Source organism: Flavobacterium frigidimaris (genome assembly GCF_002217275.1).
Lineage (GTDB): Bacteria > Bacteroidota > Bacteroidia > Flavobacteriales > Flavobacteriaceae > Flavobacterium > Flavobacterium aquidurense.
In genome coordinates, this window is record NZ_MUGV01000007.1 from 267668 (window position 1) to 282065 (window position 14398).

At 29.9% G+C, this 14398-nt stretch carries 13 protein-coding genes; all 13 read left to right on the forward strand.

Features of this window, described 5'->3' with window-relative positions; all coding sequences use genetic code 11:
* Positions 1-32 precede the first annotated feature (32 nt).
* Positions 33-917, forward strand: coding sequence for a glycosyltransferase family 2 protein (locus tag B0A65_RS04205; RefSeq protein ID WP_074659427.1), 885 nt, complete (start codon positions 33-35; stop codon positions 915-917).
* Positions 918-998: 81 nt separating this feature from the next.
* Entirely contained in the window at positions 999-2015 is a 1017-nt protein-coding gene (locus B0A65_RS04210) for an N-acetylneuraminate synthase family protein (protein WP_074659428.1), read from the forward strand.
* A gap of 99 nt (positions 2016-2114) precedes the next feature.
* A complete protein-coding gene (gene neuC, locus B0A65_RS04215) occupies positions 2115-3272 on the forward strand; it encodes a UDP-N-acetylglucosamine 2-epimerase (RefSeq protein ID WP_074659429.1) in 1158 nt (385 codons plus the stop codon).
* Entirely contained in the window at positions 3272-3970 is a 699-nt protein-coding gene (locus B0A65_RS04220; protein WP_074659430.1) for an acylneuraminate cytidylyltransferase family protein, read from the forward strand. The genes neuC and B0A65_RS04220 overlap by 1 nt, the downstream gene beginning before the upstream one ends.
* Positions 3951-4901 (forward strand): NAD(P)-dependent oxidoreductase, encoded by a 951-nt coding sequence (locus B0A65_RS04225; protein ID WP_207556407.1) that lies wholly within the window; start codon positions 3951-3953, stop codon positions 4899-4901. The genes B0A65_RS04220 and B0A65_RS04225 overlap by 20 nt, the downstream gene beginning before the upstream one ends.
* Before the next feature lie 7 nt (positions 4902-4908).
* Complete coding sequence (locus B0A65_RS04230) at positions 4909-6309, forward strand: hypothetical protein (RefSeq protein WP_074659432.1); 1401 nt, start codon at positions 4909-4911, stop codon at positions 6307-6309.
* Positions 6291-7379 carry a glycosyltransferase family 4 protein gene (locus tag B0A65_RS04235; RefSeq protein ID WP_242670220.1) on the forward strand — a complete coding sequence of 363 codons (1089 nt, stop codon included), beginning with the start codon at positions 6291-6293 and terminating at the stop codon, positions 7377-7379. The genes B0A65_RS04230 and B0A65_RS04235 overlap by 19 nt, the downstream gene beginning before the upstream one ends.
* 25 nt (positions 7380-7404) lie before the next feature.
* Entirely contained in the window at positions 7405-8838 is a 1434-nt protein-coding gene (locus B0A65_RS04240; protein ID WP_074659433.1) for an MBOAT family O-acyltransferase, read from the forward strand.
* The gene (locus tag B0A65_RS04245; protein WP_074659434.1) at positions 8838-9719 is read left to right on the forward strand and encodes a hypothetical protein; all 882 of its coding nucleotides are present in this window, start codon (positions 8838-8840) and stop codon (positions 9717-9719) included. The genes B0A65_RS04240 and B0A65_RS04245 overlap by 1 nt, the downstream gene beginning before the upstream one ends.
* 4 nt (positions 9720-9723) lie before the next feature.
* Positions 9724-10869 carry a glycosyltransferase family 4 protein gene (locus B0A65_RS04250; RefSeq protein ID WP_074659435.1) on the forward strand — a complete coding sequence of 382 codons (1146 nt, stop codon included), beginning with the start codon at positions 9724-9726 and terminating at the stop codon, positions 10867-10869.
* Between the two features lie 3 nt (positions 10870-10872).
* Positions 10873-12417, forward strand: a complete 1545-nt coding sequence (locus tag B0A65_RS04255) for a glycosyltransferase family 2 protein (RefSeq protein ID WP_074659436.1) — start codon at positions 10873-10875, stop codon at positions 12415-12417.
* Positions 12414-13412 (forward strand): glycosyltransferase family 2 protein, encoded by a 999-nt coding sequence (locus tag B0A65_RS04260; protein WP_074659437.1) that lies wholly within the window; start codon positions 12414-12416, stop codon positions 13410-13412. The genes B0A65_RS04255 and B0A65_RS04260 overlap by 4 nt, the downstream gene beginning before the upstream one ends.
* Positions 13409-14398 (forward strand): glycosyltransferase, encoded by a 990-nt coding sequence (locus tag B0A65_RS04265; RefSeq protein ID WP_074659438.1) that lies wholly within the window; start codon positions 13409-13411, stop codon positions 14396-14398. The genes B0A65_RS04260 and B0A65_RS04265 overlap by 4 nt, the downstream gene beginning before the upstream one ends.

Here is a 14398-nt window from a genome sequence, read left to right on the forward strand (position 1 = left end):
ATTGTTTTGCATAAAATCCCTAAATTTTAAGAATGAGAGCCTCAATATTAATCGTATCAAAAAACAGAAAAGAAGATTTATTTAAGACTTTAAGAATATTAGATTCGTTAATAATTAAATTTGAAGTTGAAGTTTTAGTTTTTTTGGATGGATGTACAGATGATTCCGAATGCCTTCAAAAGGAGTTAACCTGGGTAAAATGGTTTGTTTCTGCAAAGTCAATTGGAGCCTCTGCCGCAAGACATCAAATTTACCCAATTGCAAATTCTGAATTATTGATTGGTTTAGATGATGATGCACACCCATTAAATACCAATTTTGTTTCTATAATAGAAAATTTGTTTGATAAAAATCCAAACGCAGGTATTCTTGCTTTTGAAGAAATAAAAGGAATCTTCGAATCAGATTCAGAAGCAATAAAAGCAGGTGAAAAAGAAAAGAAAGAATTCCTTACCGCTGAATTTATTGGTTGTGGATTTGCTGTTCGAAAATCAGTTTATAATCTTACAAATGGTTTTCCGGTTTGGATAGATATTTATGGAGAAGAATCCTGTTTATCTATTGAGGTTATGTCTAAAGGGTTTGATATTTTGTACTCAAATGAAATTAAAATAAATCATAGGGTCAATAAAGAACTAAGAAAATTAGGAAACCACAATTATTTTAGATTTGAAAAGCAATTAAAAAATTCAACTTATTATTTTTTGGTTTATTATCCGTTTCCTGTTTTTAATATATTAAAGATGTATTGGCATAATTTTAAAAAATATGCCTTAATTGATAAGGAATATTTCAAAAAATATATTAAAACTATTTTTGTGGTCTTAGTTCATGTTCCTAAAATTTTAAGATATCGAAATGCTGTTGATAAAATTTTAATTTTAAAAATGAGAAATTTGTCAGGTTTAAAATTTTAAAATTTTCATGATTAAGAAGCTTCGAACCGAATTAAAGTATCAAGAATAAAGTATTTTTGTTATAGAAAAGAAAACTTAAATATGCCGTCAAAAAAAATATTACCGTATATAATCGCCGAAATTGGTCAGGCCCACGAAGGCAGTTTAGGAATTTTACATTCTTATATTGATGTTGTTGCTCAGACCGGTGTTAATGCTATAAAGTTTCAGATGCATATTGCAGAAGCCGAAAGCAGCGAATATGAACCATTTCGTGTAATGTTTTCTCTGGAAGATGAAACAAGATTTGATTATTGGAAACGCATGGGTTTTTCTTTAGAACAATGGAAAGCAATTAAAAAGCATTGTGATGAGGTTGGCCTAGATTTCATTTGTTCGCCATTTAGCAATTTGGCAGTTGACTGGCTAGAAGAAATTGATGTTAAATATTATAAAATTGGTTCAGGCGAGGTTAATAATTTTTTGATTTTAGAAAAAATTGCCCAGACCGGAAAACGCATTATAATTTCATCAGGAATGAGTTCTTATCCTGAATTAGACGAAACTGTTAATTTCTTAAAAGAGAGAAATGTCGATTTTTCGATTTTACAATGCACAACAGCCTATCCTACACAACCAGATCAATATGGACTAAATGTTATCTCTGAACTAAAACAGCGTTATAATGTACCAATAGGATTTTCAGATCATTCTGCTAAAAAAGAAGCTTGTATAGCCGCAACAGCTTTAGGTGCTTCTATTTTAGAATTTCATGTTGTTTTTGACAGAGCACTTTTTGGACCAGATGCTAAGGCTTCATTAACACTTGGCGAAGCTAAAGAACTTGTGGAATCTGTTAGAAATATTGCCAAAGCAATGGAAAACCCAATTGATAAAAACAATATTGAATCTTTAATACCATTGAAACAGATTTTTGAAAAGTCTCTAGCTATTAATAAAGATTTACCTAAAAATCATATCATTACATTCGAAGATTTGGAAGCTAAAAAACCCAAAGGGTTTGGAATAGATGCTTCTCAATTCCAAAAAATAATTGGAAAGACATTGAAAAAAGAATTAAAGCAATGGGATTTTTTGAATGAAACAGATTTGGTATAAGAAACAAAAAAAATAATTTTTTTAGCTTAATAAATTCGAAAAAAATAACATTTTGCTTTTCCTCTTTTTTATCTACTTTAGCCCTTTAATAAATTAAAAATGCCAAAAAGAAAAATAGCTGTGGTAATCACAGCCCGACCTTCTTATAGTCGTGTAAAAACTGTATTATCAGCTATTCAAAAGCACCCGGATTTAGAATTGCTTTTGGTTGTAGCGGCTTCGGCGTTATTGGATAGATACGGTTCTGCCGTGAATTTTATAGAGAAAGACGGTTTCAATATTGCTGCAAAAGTTTTTAACGTATTAGAAGGAGAAAATCTAACTGCTGCAGCCAAAACGACAGGAATTGGGATTTTAGAATTATCTACGGTTTTTGATAATTTAAAACCAGATATTGTGATAACAGTAGCCGATCGATTTGAAACAATGGCAACTGCTATTGCAGCTTCTTATATGAATATTCCTCTAGCGCACATTCAAGGAGGTGAAGTTACTGGAAATATTGACGAAAAAGTACGTCACGCAATCACAAAATTATCAGATTATCATTTTGTAGCTTCAGAGAACGCAAAAAATCGTGTTATAAAATTAGGAGAAGATCCAGAAATGGTTTTTAATACTGGCTGTCCCTCTATTGATTTAGCAGAAGAGATTATTAAAAGCGAAAAACTTCCATTTGATCCTTACCAAAAATATGGAGGAGTAGGCGCAACACCAGATTTATCAAATGGATATTTGGTCGTAATGCAACATCCTGTTACCACAGAATACAAAGATTCCAGAAAGCATGTAGAAGCTACTCTTGAAGCTATTTACAAAATAAATAAGCCTACACTTTGGTTTTGGCCAAATGTCGATGCAGGAGCAGACGGAACTTCAACTGGAATACGTGCTTTTAGAGAGCAACATCAGTTGCCTAATGTTCACTTTTTCAAGAATATGGAAGGGAAAGATTTTCTTGAATTATTAAAGCACAGTGAATGTTTAATAGGGAACTCTAGTGTTGGTATTAGAGAGTGTGCCTTCTTGGGAGTTCCAGTAATTAATATTGGTTCGCGTCAAAATCGAAGAGATCGTGGAGGAAATAGTGTAGATGTTGATTATTCACAGGAACAGATAGAAGCTGCTATTGTTTCTTCAGTACAAAAAGGAAAAACTATTTCATCATCTATTTATGGAAACGGAAAAGCAGGTATACAAATAGCCGAGCTACTCGCTGATTTGCCTTTGCAGTTTCATAAAACAATTATGTATTAATGAGAGTTTTAGCCATTATTCCAGCACGTGGGGGGAGCAAAGGTGTACCCGGGAAAAATATTAAGCTGTTAGGGAGCAAGCCTTTGATAGTTCATGCAATCGAGTGTGCTAAAAAATGCAAGAAGGTTACGAAAACAATTGTTTCCACAGATTCTGATGAGATTTTAAATATCGCCCTAAAATTTGAGGCAGAAGTTATTAAAAGACTTACAAGTTTAGCACAGGATACCAGTAATGTTGTAACTGCTGTTGAAGAAGTTTATCAAAAGCTCGAGGAAGAATTTGATTTGATAGTTCTATTGCAACCAACATCTCCACTTAGAACCTCAGTTGATTTGGAAAACATAATAACAATGTTTGAAAAAGACGAATTTATTGATGGAGTTATTAGTGTTGTTCATTTAGAAGATTATCATCCTGCAAGAATGTATAATTTAGAAAAAGATAATAAGCTAATTCCTTTTGTAAATGAGGGAGAAACTAAAAGAAGACAAGATCTGGAGCCTGTGTATTTTAGAAATGGATGTTTTTATGCAGTACGGGTAAAAGCTTTTTTAAAAGAAAAATCTTTTATGGTAGAAAATAAAAAAGCTTATGTGATGGATGTAAATTGGTTAGTGAATATTGATTCTTTTCGCGATTTTAAAATAGCTGAAATGTTGTATGATGATTGGAAAAATGAAAATAGTTGTAACTGAATCTCAAGATTTTAGTGAGCAAGCTTTAGTGTTGCTTTCAGAAATTGGAACAGTAATTTTGTTAGATGTTCAGGATGAAAATTCCTTACAGGATTGTTTAAAAGATGCTGATATTCTATTTGTAAGACTTCGATTTCATATTAGTGTCAAAATTATTGATTCTGCTCCTCAATTAAAGTATATTTTAACTGCTACAACCGGTTTAGATCATATTGATGTAGACTACTTTGAGAGTAATGGAGGAAAAGTGATTTCGTTGAAAGGAGAATATGATTTTTTGAGTTCTATTCCTTCAACAGCAGAACATACTTGGGGATTAATTTTAAGCTTGATGCGCAATGTGACTAGAGCATTCGATGACGTTAAAAATGGTTTTTGGAGAAGAGACCTATTTAAAGGAAATAATCTTAAAGGAAAAAAAATTGGTTTATTAGGACTTGGAAGAGTAGGTTCTCAGGTGGCTAATTATGCGGAAGTATTTGGAATGGAAATCGGTTTTTATGATCATGAAAACATAAAAAAGGCAAATTGTAAAAGTTTTGATAATCCAAAAGAAATGTTTAGTTGGGCTGATATAATTTCAATACATATTCCATTGAAAGTTGAAAATATTCATTTTGTCAATGGGGAGTTATTAGATCAGATTAAAAGTAATGCTTTTCTAATAAATACCTCAAGAGGCGCCGTTGTTGATGAACTATATTTATGCCAGCTTATTGAAAAAAAAACAATTAAAGGCTATGCTTCTGATGTTTTAGAAAATGAAATAATTTCTAAAAATAATTTAGAAAATGAAAAATTAATAATGCTGGCTAAAGAAAACTATAATGTGATATTAACACCGCATATTGCGGGAGCAACTTATGAGTCAATGGAAATGACAGAGGAGTTTGTGGTTAGAAAGCTTTTTAAAATGATAAATAGAAATTAAAATTAAAATGAGTAAATTAGGTATAGTTATTACAGATGGTGTCGGATTTAGAAATTTTGTGCTTACCGATTTTTGTCAGAAGGCTCAGGAATCTTTTACTGAAATAACTATATTTTCCTGTTTGCCAAAGGAAGCTTATAAAGATCTTGACGTGTTTTGTAAAATTATTGAATTGCCTGTATTTGAAGAAAAATTTCCTACTTGGTTCCTTAGAAAACTAAAAGAAGTGGCCCATTTACAACTTCACAAAAGCGAAAATGAAGGAATAACATCGAATTTGAAGAAAAATGAATCTAAAACAAAAAGTATAAGAGGATATTCAACACGATTTATATTTAAACTTTCTTCCTTTCTAAATTCTGAAAAATGGATTCAAAAATTCAATAAATGGCAACAAAGATCCTTTAGAAACAATGCAATCGTTAAGGAATATGCAAACATTCTTAAAAGCGAAAATATTGATATCTTATTTTTTACTCATCAAAGGCCTCCTTTTATAGCTCCATTAATATATCAGGCTGAAAAAAATAAAATAAAAACCGCTTCTTTTATTTTTAGTTGGGATAATTTAGCTTCTAAAGGCAGGATGTCTGGAAATTTTAATTATTATTTGGTATGGAGCGATTTAATGAAATCAGAACTTCTACATTTTTATTCTTCTGTTTCTAATGATCAAATTGAAGTTGTAGGAACTCCTCAGTTTGAACCATATGTCTTAGATAGATATCAATCTGATAAGGTGGATTTTGCCAATAAATTTAACATAGATGTAACTCTTAAAACTATTTGTTTTAGTTGTGGTGATGTATCCACAAGTCAGAATGATGTATTGTATATTGATACTATCGCCAATGCTATTATAGATAAAAAAATTCCCGAAGTTAATTTTTTAGTCAGAACTTCTCCAGCTGAAGATGGAAAACGATTTAAAGATTTGTTAGAAAAATATCCTTTCATTAAGTGGAACTTTCCTAAATGGGAACTTTTACGAAAAAATCATCAGGAAGAATGGTCCCAAAGAGTTCCGACAATTGAAGATATAATCGATTTAAGGAGTATATTAGAATTTTCAGATTTGAATATTAATATGCTTTCTACTATGAGCCTTGATTTTATGCAATTTAATAAGCCTGTGATTAATCCCGCCTTTGGAAACTTAGAAAATGGTTTATATGATGATCAAAGGTTTTTGCGCTATGCACATATAGAAAATGTGATAAAATCTAATGCAACCAGAATTGTTAAAAATAGGGAAGAACTAATAGATTCAATAAAGTTATATATTAAGAATCCAGATACAGACTTAGAATCCAGAAAACAATTAATTCGACTTCAAATAGGTAAACCACTTGAAGGAACTTCAGAAAGAATCGCAACAACTTTAAGAAAATGGAGTCAGAAAAAATAGCTATTCTATGTAATTATGAATTACTTCCTGAACGAGTAGGAGGTATGGATTATTTTTTCTGGGATTTTGATAAAAAATGCAAAGAAAATAACATCCATGTTGACTGGTTTTTTCCAAATAAATCAAATCATGGAAAGTATTCTGATTTAAATATCTATACAAATAAAATTGAAAGTGTCGAAAATAATTTTCTTTCTTTTTGTAAACAAAATAATACAGAATACACTTATATTATTACTCATTTTGTAGAATTATGTACTCCATTTTTTTATAAAATCAAGAAATTTTCAAATGCTAAAGTGATTGCTGTCGATCATAATCCAAGACCTTTAAATGGTTATTCATTCAAGAAAAAGATAAACAAAAAAATAAAAGGAATTTGGTTTTCGAGATTTATTGATGTTTTTGTTGGTGTATCTAATTATACTGTAAAGGAAATTTTAAAAGATTTTGGATCTCACTTGAAGCCTAAAACAAAAACAATTTATAATGGAGTTATTTTAGATACTATTGTAAGTAGAGAAGCCAGAAATACAATTAAACCTATTTTTTTAGTAGCATCACATCTTAGGGAATCAAAAGGAATTCAGGATTTAATTGAAGCTGTGCAACTTCTTCCTTTGAAAATAAAAAAGGAAATTAAAATTACAATTTATGGTGATGGCCCATATAAACAACAATTGATAAATAAAATCAAAGAATATTCGCTTGAAAATTGTTTCGATTTCATGGGAAGTAAGTCAAACCTTAATGAGATTTTTTCTAAGTATGATTATATGTTGCAACCGACACATATGGAATGTTTTAGCTTATCAATTTTAGAAAGCCTTGCAGCAAATGTACCTGTAATTACAACAAATGTTGGCGGAAATACCGAAGTTGTTTCATCTGGTAAAAATGGATATATTTTTCATGCAAAAAATATTCAGGAATTAAAACAAATTCTCGAAGATGTTTACTTAGGAAACAAAAAGATATCAATTAATACAAGAGAATTAATTGCCAATTCCTTTTCTTTGCCGAAAATGGTGGACAATCATTTAAAACTAATTTTAGAAGAAGTCTATTAAATTTAAAATTCCATAAATCTTAAAGATGTTTTTTAACTCATTAGCATTTGCTGTTTTTTTGCCAATCGTTTTTTTTCTGTATTGGTTTGTCTTTAATAAAACCAAAAGTACACAAAATGCTTTATTAATTGTTGCTAGTTATTATTTCTATTCTTGCTGGGATTGGAGGTTCTTATTTTTACTGGTTTTCTCAACATTTTTAGACTATTACACCGGAATACAAATTGAAAAAGGAAAATCAGAAAGAAGTCGTAAATTTTGGTTTTGGTTAAGTATTATTGTCAACTTAGGTTTCCTCGGAATTTTTAAATATTACAATTTTTTTGCAGCTTCATTCTCTGAATTATTAAATTCAATTGGAATTCAGGCTAGCCCAATTTTATTAAATGTCATTCTTCCAGTTGGAATTTCATTTTATACTTTTCATGGCTTGTCGTACGTAATTGATATTTACTTTAAACGAATTAAAGCCGAATATAACTTTATCGATTATTCTCTTTTTGTAAGTTATTTTCCGCTTTTGGTAGCTGGTCCAATTGAGAGAGCTACCCATTTATTACCTGAAATAAAAGTAAAACGAGAATTTGACCTAGAAAAAGCTAAGGAAGGCATTTATCAAATTATATGGGGTTTAGTCAAAAAAGTGGTCATTGCTGATACCTGTGCGACTTATGCCAATGCCATTTTTGATAATTATACGGCAATGAATTCAGTTTCACTAATATTAGGTGCCATTTATTTTGCGTTCCAAATCTATGGAGACTTTTCCGGTTATTCTGATATTGCATTAGGAGTCTCAAAATTGTTTGGTTTAGATTTGTTACGAAATTTCAATTATCCTTATTTTTCAAGAGATATTGCAGAGTTTTGGCGTCGTTGGCATATTTCCCTTTCTTCTTGGTTTCGCGATTATTTATATATTCCGTTAGGGGGAAGTAAAGGCGGACTTTGGATGAAAATAAGAAACACTTTTATAATTTTTGTAGTAAGCGGTTTTTGGCATGGTGCTAATTGGACTTATCTCGCATGGGGATTTATTAATGCTGTTTACTTTTTGCCATTGCTTTTGTCTAATAGTAATCGAAATAATATGGGTGAAATTCAGCTTAAATTTAATTTTGATTCTGCTAAAGTAGTACTTAGTATTTTTTATACTTTTTTATTGACTTGCGTGGCTTGGGTATTTTTTAGAGCAAGAACGATAACAGATGCAGTTTTATACTTAAAACGAATTTTTACAAGCAAAGATTTTAGTTTTCAATATTTAGATAATGAGCGTTATAGCTATGAATTATTACTTATGATTGGTTTATTTGTTTTAGTTGAATGGAATAATCGTAATAAAATAGAACCTCTTTCAGGAAAAAAAAGCATGTTGAAAGTAGCCTTGGCAATTCTTGCCATTCTTGCTTTCGGAACTTATTCAGATTATAAAGAATTTATATATTTTCAGTTTTAATGAAGCGTTTTTTAATTTATGCAGTCAAAATTTTAATCGTAACTGGTTTAGTAGCGATTGCTTTGGACGGATTATATACGGCAGTGTTTCTGCGATCTAAAAACAGAGGAAAAATAGAAACCGTTTTTAATTCAGAACCGCAGCAATACGATGTCATTATTTTGGGGTCATCAAGAGCAAATAATCATTTTGTCTCAAAGATGTTTGAAGATAAAGGATTTAAAACGTTTAATTATGGTATGAGTGGGGGGCATTTATTTGAAGCTTCTTTAATGCTGAAATTGATGATTGAAAGAAAATATTCAATTAAAAATGTCGTCCTCGAAGCTGATTTAAATCTATCTAATGACAATGAATCCGAAGGCGTATCGGCTAAATTTTTACCATATATTCATAATTCAGAAGTTATAAAAGATCATTTTTCTTCTCAGGAAAATTTTAATGAACTTTATTATATTCCTTTTTACAGATATATAAAATATGATTCAAAAATTGGCTTTAGAGAGACTTATAAAATTGTAACGCATCAAACAACAAATGCTCTGGATAATCTAGGATTTTACCCTTTAAAAAAACACAAAAATGGCAATATGAAAAATAATATTGTTAACTTGAATCCTTTACCTCATAATAAATATTACGAAGAAATTAAAAACATTTGTAAAGCAAACAACATTAATTTTATTGCCGTTATGACACCAATGTGCGAAAATGTTACAGGCATGAATTATTTTGAGAAAGTTAAAAAAGCATATCCGGAAATTCATAATTATGAAAATATAGTTATCGAAAACAAATATTTTTCGTCTTGTGGGCATATGACTGATGAAGGAGCAAAGATGTTTACAGCCAGAATTTTAAAAGATTTTTTTAAGAAGTAAAACCATGAAAATAGCCTTTTTAACACCAGAATATCCGCATCCTTTGACAGGGAATTCGGGTGGTATAGGTACAAGTATAAAAAATTTGGCAACAGGACTTTTACAAAAAGGTATTGTAGTTAGAGTTTTAGTGTATGGACAAAAGGAAGATGACATTTTTGATGATAATGGAATTGTGATTCAACAGATTAAAAATGTAAAATTGAAAGGCTTATCCTGGTTTTTGACAAGAAAGAAATTAGAAAAAATAATCAATAAATTGTATTCTAATAAGGAAATTGATCTTGTTGAAGCACCTGACTGGACAGGGATTACATCCTTTATTAAACCAAATAAATGTCCAATTATCATTCGATTGCATGGTTCTGATACTTATTTCTGCCATTTGGATAATCGCCCTGTGAAAAGGGTAAATAAATTTCATGAAAAAAGAGCGATTAGCAAGGCAGATGGTTTACTATCAGTAAGTCAGTTTACTGCAGATTTGACAAATGTAATTTTTGATTTAAATAAAGAATATACAATTCTTCCCAATCTTATTGATACTAGTTTATTTGAAATTGATACTAATCACAGTCAGAAAGAAAAAAGCATTTTATATTTTGGAAGTCTAATTCGTAAAAAAGGTCTTTTAGAATTACCTTTAATTTTTAATAAAGTAATCGAGAACAATCCTGAAATTAAATTAATTTTAATTGGTAAAGATGTTCCTGATATTATCTCCGGGAATTCATCTACCTGGCAAATGATGCAGAAATTGTTTTCTGCTGAAGCCATTGATAATGTAACCTATTTAGGGAGTGTTGCTCATGTTGAAATAAAACAAAAAGTACAAGAGGCTAGTATTTGTGTTTTTCCTTCTTTTGCAGAAGCTTTCCCAGTTTCATGGTTGGAAGCTATGGCCATGGGAAAACCAATTGTTGCATCAAATATTGGCTGGGCATACGAAGTGATTGATGATGAGAAAAATGGTTTTTTAATGAATCCGAAACATCATTACGATTTTGCAGAAAAGATTGCGGCTATTTTAGAAAATGAAGAGCTAAGTCTCAGAGTTGGGGAATTCGCGAGAAAAAAAGTAGTAGAGTCTTTTGATACAAAAGTTTTAGTAAAGAAAAATATCGAATTTTATGAATCGGTTAAATTTTAAATTTTGATAATAGTTTACCATAATAATAAACATGTAGTAAAAGTTACTTCAAAGGATAATGAAGACTTATTGCATAACAGTAATGCTCGAATTGCAACAGTAATAACTGAATTAGCTTTGCAGTATCCTGAATCAAAAATAGTCTGGTGTAATGAAAATTATCAAAACTACCTTAATTTAGAAGCTGTAAGAGAAAGTTTTCATCATAATAAAATGATGTTATCCTATAATCCGAATCATACTGATTTTTTAGGTAGAAAAATAGGCTATATTGATCAATCTCCTTTTATTAAAATCAATAAGCATGTAACTTATCCAACCTGGCAAATGAGCAGTTTGGCAGGAGCTATTCATGCCAAAGTATTAATTGAAATCAATCAGAAAATAAGACCTGATTCAAATTTTAATTATTATTTAAATTCAGTAGCTAAAATTTGTATGCCACTTGGCTTGTTGTGTTATTCAGAAAGAAAATTGTTTACACAGGATATTAGCTTAAAGGTTCCTCAAAAATATTCAAATTTTACTCTTTTTAGATTTGTAAAACAGCACTACAGAATACGATGGACATTTTTATTATTTTTAAATTTAATGGTTTTTGAGTTTAGATTTCCATTTTTAGCTTTGATATACAGTTGGTTTTTTAAAAATAGAAATAATGAAAACATAAGTTTAGATAAAATAAGTACTTTTTCTTCGTTGAAAACAACCCATTCTGAAACAATCGATATCATAATTCCGACTATTGGACGAAAAAAATATCTGTATGATTTTTTGAAAGATTTGTCGAAACAAACCCATTTGCCTAATAATGTAATAATTGTTGAACAAAATACTTTACCAAAAAGTGTTTCAGAACTAGATTATTTAGTTTCTGAAGTTTGGCCATTTAAGATTAAACATACTTTTACAAATCAGGCAGGAGCTTGTAATGCTAGAAATATGGCCCTTAAAGAAGTTGAAAGTGAATGGCTTTTTTTTGCTGATGACGATATTAGAATAGAAGAAAATTTTATAGAATCTTCATTTAGTTTCATTGCTAAATATAAAAGTAAAGTAATGACTTTTAATTGTTTGCAAAAGAATCAAAAAACGATTAATAAAGAAATATTTCAATGGGTATCATTTGGGTCAGGATGCAGCATTGTTAAGAAAGAGGTAGTTCAAGATATGTCTTTTGATTTAAAATACGAATTTGGATTTGGGGAAGATGGTGACTTTGGAATGCAGATTCGAAATAAGGGACATGATATTTTTTATTTTCCTGCTCCTCAAATTTTACATTTAAAAGCACCTATAGGAGGTTTTAGAACAAAACCAGATTTAGCTTGGAATAAAGATAAAGTTAAACCCAAACCATCTCCAACAGTAATACTTTATAAAATATTGCATGAAACTAAAGAACAAATGAATGGATATCAAACAATTTTGTTTTTTAAATATTATAGTAGACAATCTGTTAAAAATCCAATAAAATATTTTTTTAAATTTCATAAAGAATGGAGGCAAAGTTTATATTGGGCAAATGAATTAATTAATAAAGCATGAAATTTTCCCTAATCATTTGTACCTATATGCGTCCGGAACCATTGCTTACATTATTGCAATCAGTTCAGAAACAAACTTTATATCCTCATGAAATTTTAATTGTAGATGGATCTACGAATAATGAAACTGAAGCGATTTTAAGTTTAAATCAGTTTGAAAATCTTAAATATTTTTTGGTCGACAACCAAAATCGCGGTTTAACTAAACAAAGAAATTTTGGGATTCAAAAAGTTAGCGATTATGTTGAAATTGTTTGTTTTTTAGATGATGATACGGTTTTAGAACCGGATTATTTTGAGATTTTGCTAAAAACTTATGGAATTTTCCCAGAAGCCTTAGGAGTTGGTGGTTATATATACAATGAAATAAAATGGGAGAAAACATCAAAAGATTATATTCCTAAAATCAGCGAATTTTATTTTGATGGATGGAAACGCAAAGACGGAAGTCGTTTTATTCTTCGAAAAAAACTAAATCTGGATAGTGATTGCATGCCTGGTTTTTCACCATTATTTTCGCACGGGAGAAGTGTTGGATTTCTACCGCCAAATAATGAGGTTTATGAAGTAGAGCAATTAATGGGAGGTGTTTCATCTTTTAAAAAATCTGTTTTTGAAAAACTTTCATTTTCTACTTATTTTGAAGGCTATGGTTTATATGAAGATGCCGACTTTACTTTAAGAGTTGCTAAAATCGGAAAATTATATCTAAATACAGGATCTAAATTACACCATTTTCACGCTGAATCCGGTCGACCAAATCAATATCAATATGGTAAAATGGTAGTGAGAAATGGTTGGTATGTTTGGCGTGTTAAAAATATAAAACCAGATTTTAAAGCCAGATTAAAATGGAATGCAATAACGATTTTACTTACCTTAATTCGTTTTTCTAATGTTATTACGGACAATAATAAAATGGTCGCGTTCACAGAAGCATGCGGAAGGACAGTGGGATGGTGGAGCTTGTTTTTAAATAAACCTAAGGAGGTATGACGAAAACTAAAATCTATATATACGGACTTTGTAATGTTTTTTATGATGGCTTTTATATTCAGGGTATAAAAGAAATTTGTCAGGATTTTGAATTTAATATTTCAAAGTTTCCTAAATTCAATCAGGGGACTTTTGCTTTTATTATTGAAAATGACAACTACTCGAAGAAAATTATTATTGATTCAAAAGATTCGAATCAAATTAATAGTATTGAGTTAGAATGGTGCAATGTATATGGTAAAGTAAATTATAATCTGAATCATTTACCTGTCGAAAATAGTGAAAAGGTTGTTGCAATTGGACCCAGCTTTGGTATCAAGATTTGGAACTTGTTTCAAACGTTTTATTATTTGATTTTAAATTTTATGAGATTTAGAAATTCTATCTCAAACACAAACAGACGAGAGTTTGTGGCCAACTATTGGAGACAATATAGAAGATTGAAATTGGAAAAGTATAATTCAGTTCCATCATCTTCTAATGAAGTTTTTTTTATAAATAGTATTTGGAAACAAGAAAAAGAAACCAATAGAAATCGTGCTTTGTTTATGAAATCATGTAAAAGTAATTCAGATATTATTTTTGAAGGAGGTTTTGCGGCTAGAAGCAATGGAGATAATTTAGGATTTGATGATTTAGTGTATTCAAAAAAAATTCCTTTAAAAACCTATGTTAAAAAAATCCAGAATTCGGCTTTTGTATTTAGTACTCCGGCAGTTCTATCTTGTCATGGTTGGAAATTGGGTGAGTTTTTGGCTTTAGGAAAAGCAATTATTACAACTCCCCACTATAATATATTGCCAAAAGATTTGTTAAATAATGTCGATGTCATTTATGTAAACGATGGAGAAGATATTAGTAATGCAATAGAAAAAATAATAAAAAATTTTGATTTTAAAAGAAAGCTCGAATTAGAAAGCAAAAACTATTTTGATCAATATTTGGCGCCGAAAAAAGTTATTACAAGATTACTGGAAAATACATAA

What these genes read in the sequence shown, in the direction of transcription:
- B0A65_RS04245 (WP_074659434.1), top strand. Translation starts at nt 8,838, where the DNA reads ATGAAGCGTTTTTTAATTTATGCAGTCAAAATTTTAATCGTAACTGGT.
- B0A65_RS04205 (WP_074659427.1), top strand. Translation starts at nt 33, where the DNA reads ATGAGAGCCTCAATATTAATCGTATCAAAAAACAGAAAAGAAGATTTA.
- B0A65_RS04260 (WP_074659437.1), top strand. Translation starts at nt 12,414, where the DNA reads ATGAAATTTTCCCTAATCATTTGTACCTATATGCGTCCGGAACCATTG.
- neuC (WP_074659429.1), top strand. Translation starts at nt 2,115, where the DNA reads ATGCCAAAAAGAAAAATAGCTGTGGTAATCACAGCCCGACCTTCTTAT.
- B0A65_RS04235 (WP_242670220.1), top strand. Translation starts at nt 6,291, where the DNA reads ATGGAGTCAGAAAAAATAGCTATTCTATGTAATTATGAATTACTTCCT.
- B0A65_RS04225 (WP_207556407.1), top strand. Translation starts at nt 3,951, where the DNA reads ATGAAAATAGTTGTAACTGAATCTCAAGATTTTAGTGAGCAAGCTTTA.
- B0A65_RS04210 (WP_074659428.1), top strand. Translation starts at nt 999, where the DNA reads ATGCCGTCAAAAAAAATATTACCGTATATAATCGCCGAAATTGGTCAG.
- B0A65_RS04265 (WP_074659438.1), top strand. Translation starts at nt 13,409, where the DNA reads ATGACGAAAACTAAAATCTATATATACGGACTTTGTAATGTTTTTTAT.
- B0A65_RS04220 (WP_074659430.1), top strand. Translation starts at nt 3,272, where the DNA reads ATGAGAGTTTTAGCCATTATTCCAGCACGTGGGGGGAGCAAAGGTGTA.
- B0A65_RS04250 (WP_074659435.1), top strand. Translation starts at nt 9,724, where the DNA reads ATGAAAATAGCCTTTTTAACACCAGAATATCCGCATCCTTTGACAGGG.
- B0A65_RS04230 (WP_074659432.1), top strand. Translation starts at nt 4,909, where the DNA reads ATGAGTAAATTAGGTATAGTTATTACAGATGGTGTCGGATTTAGAAAT.
- B0A65_RS04240 (WP_074659433.1), top strand. Translation starts at nt 7,405, where the DNA reads ATGTTTTTTAACTCATTAGCATTTGCTGTTTTTTTGCCAATCGTTTTT.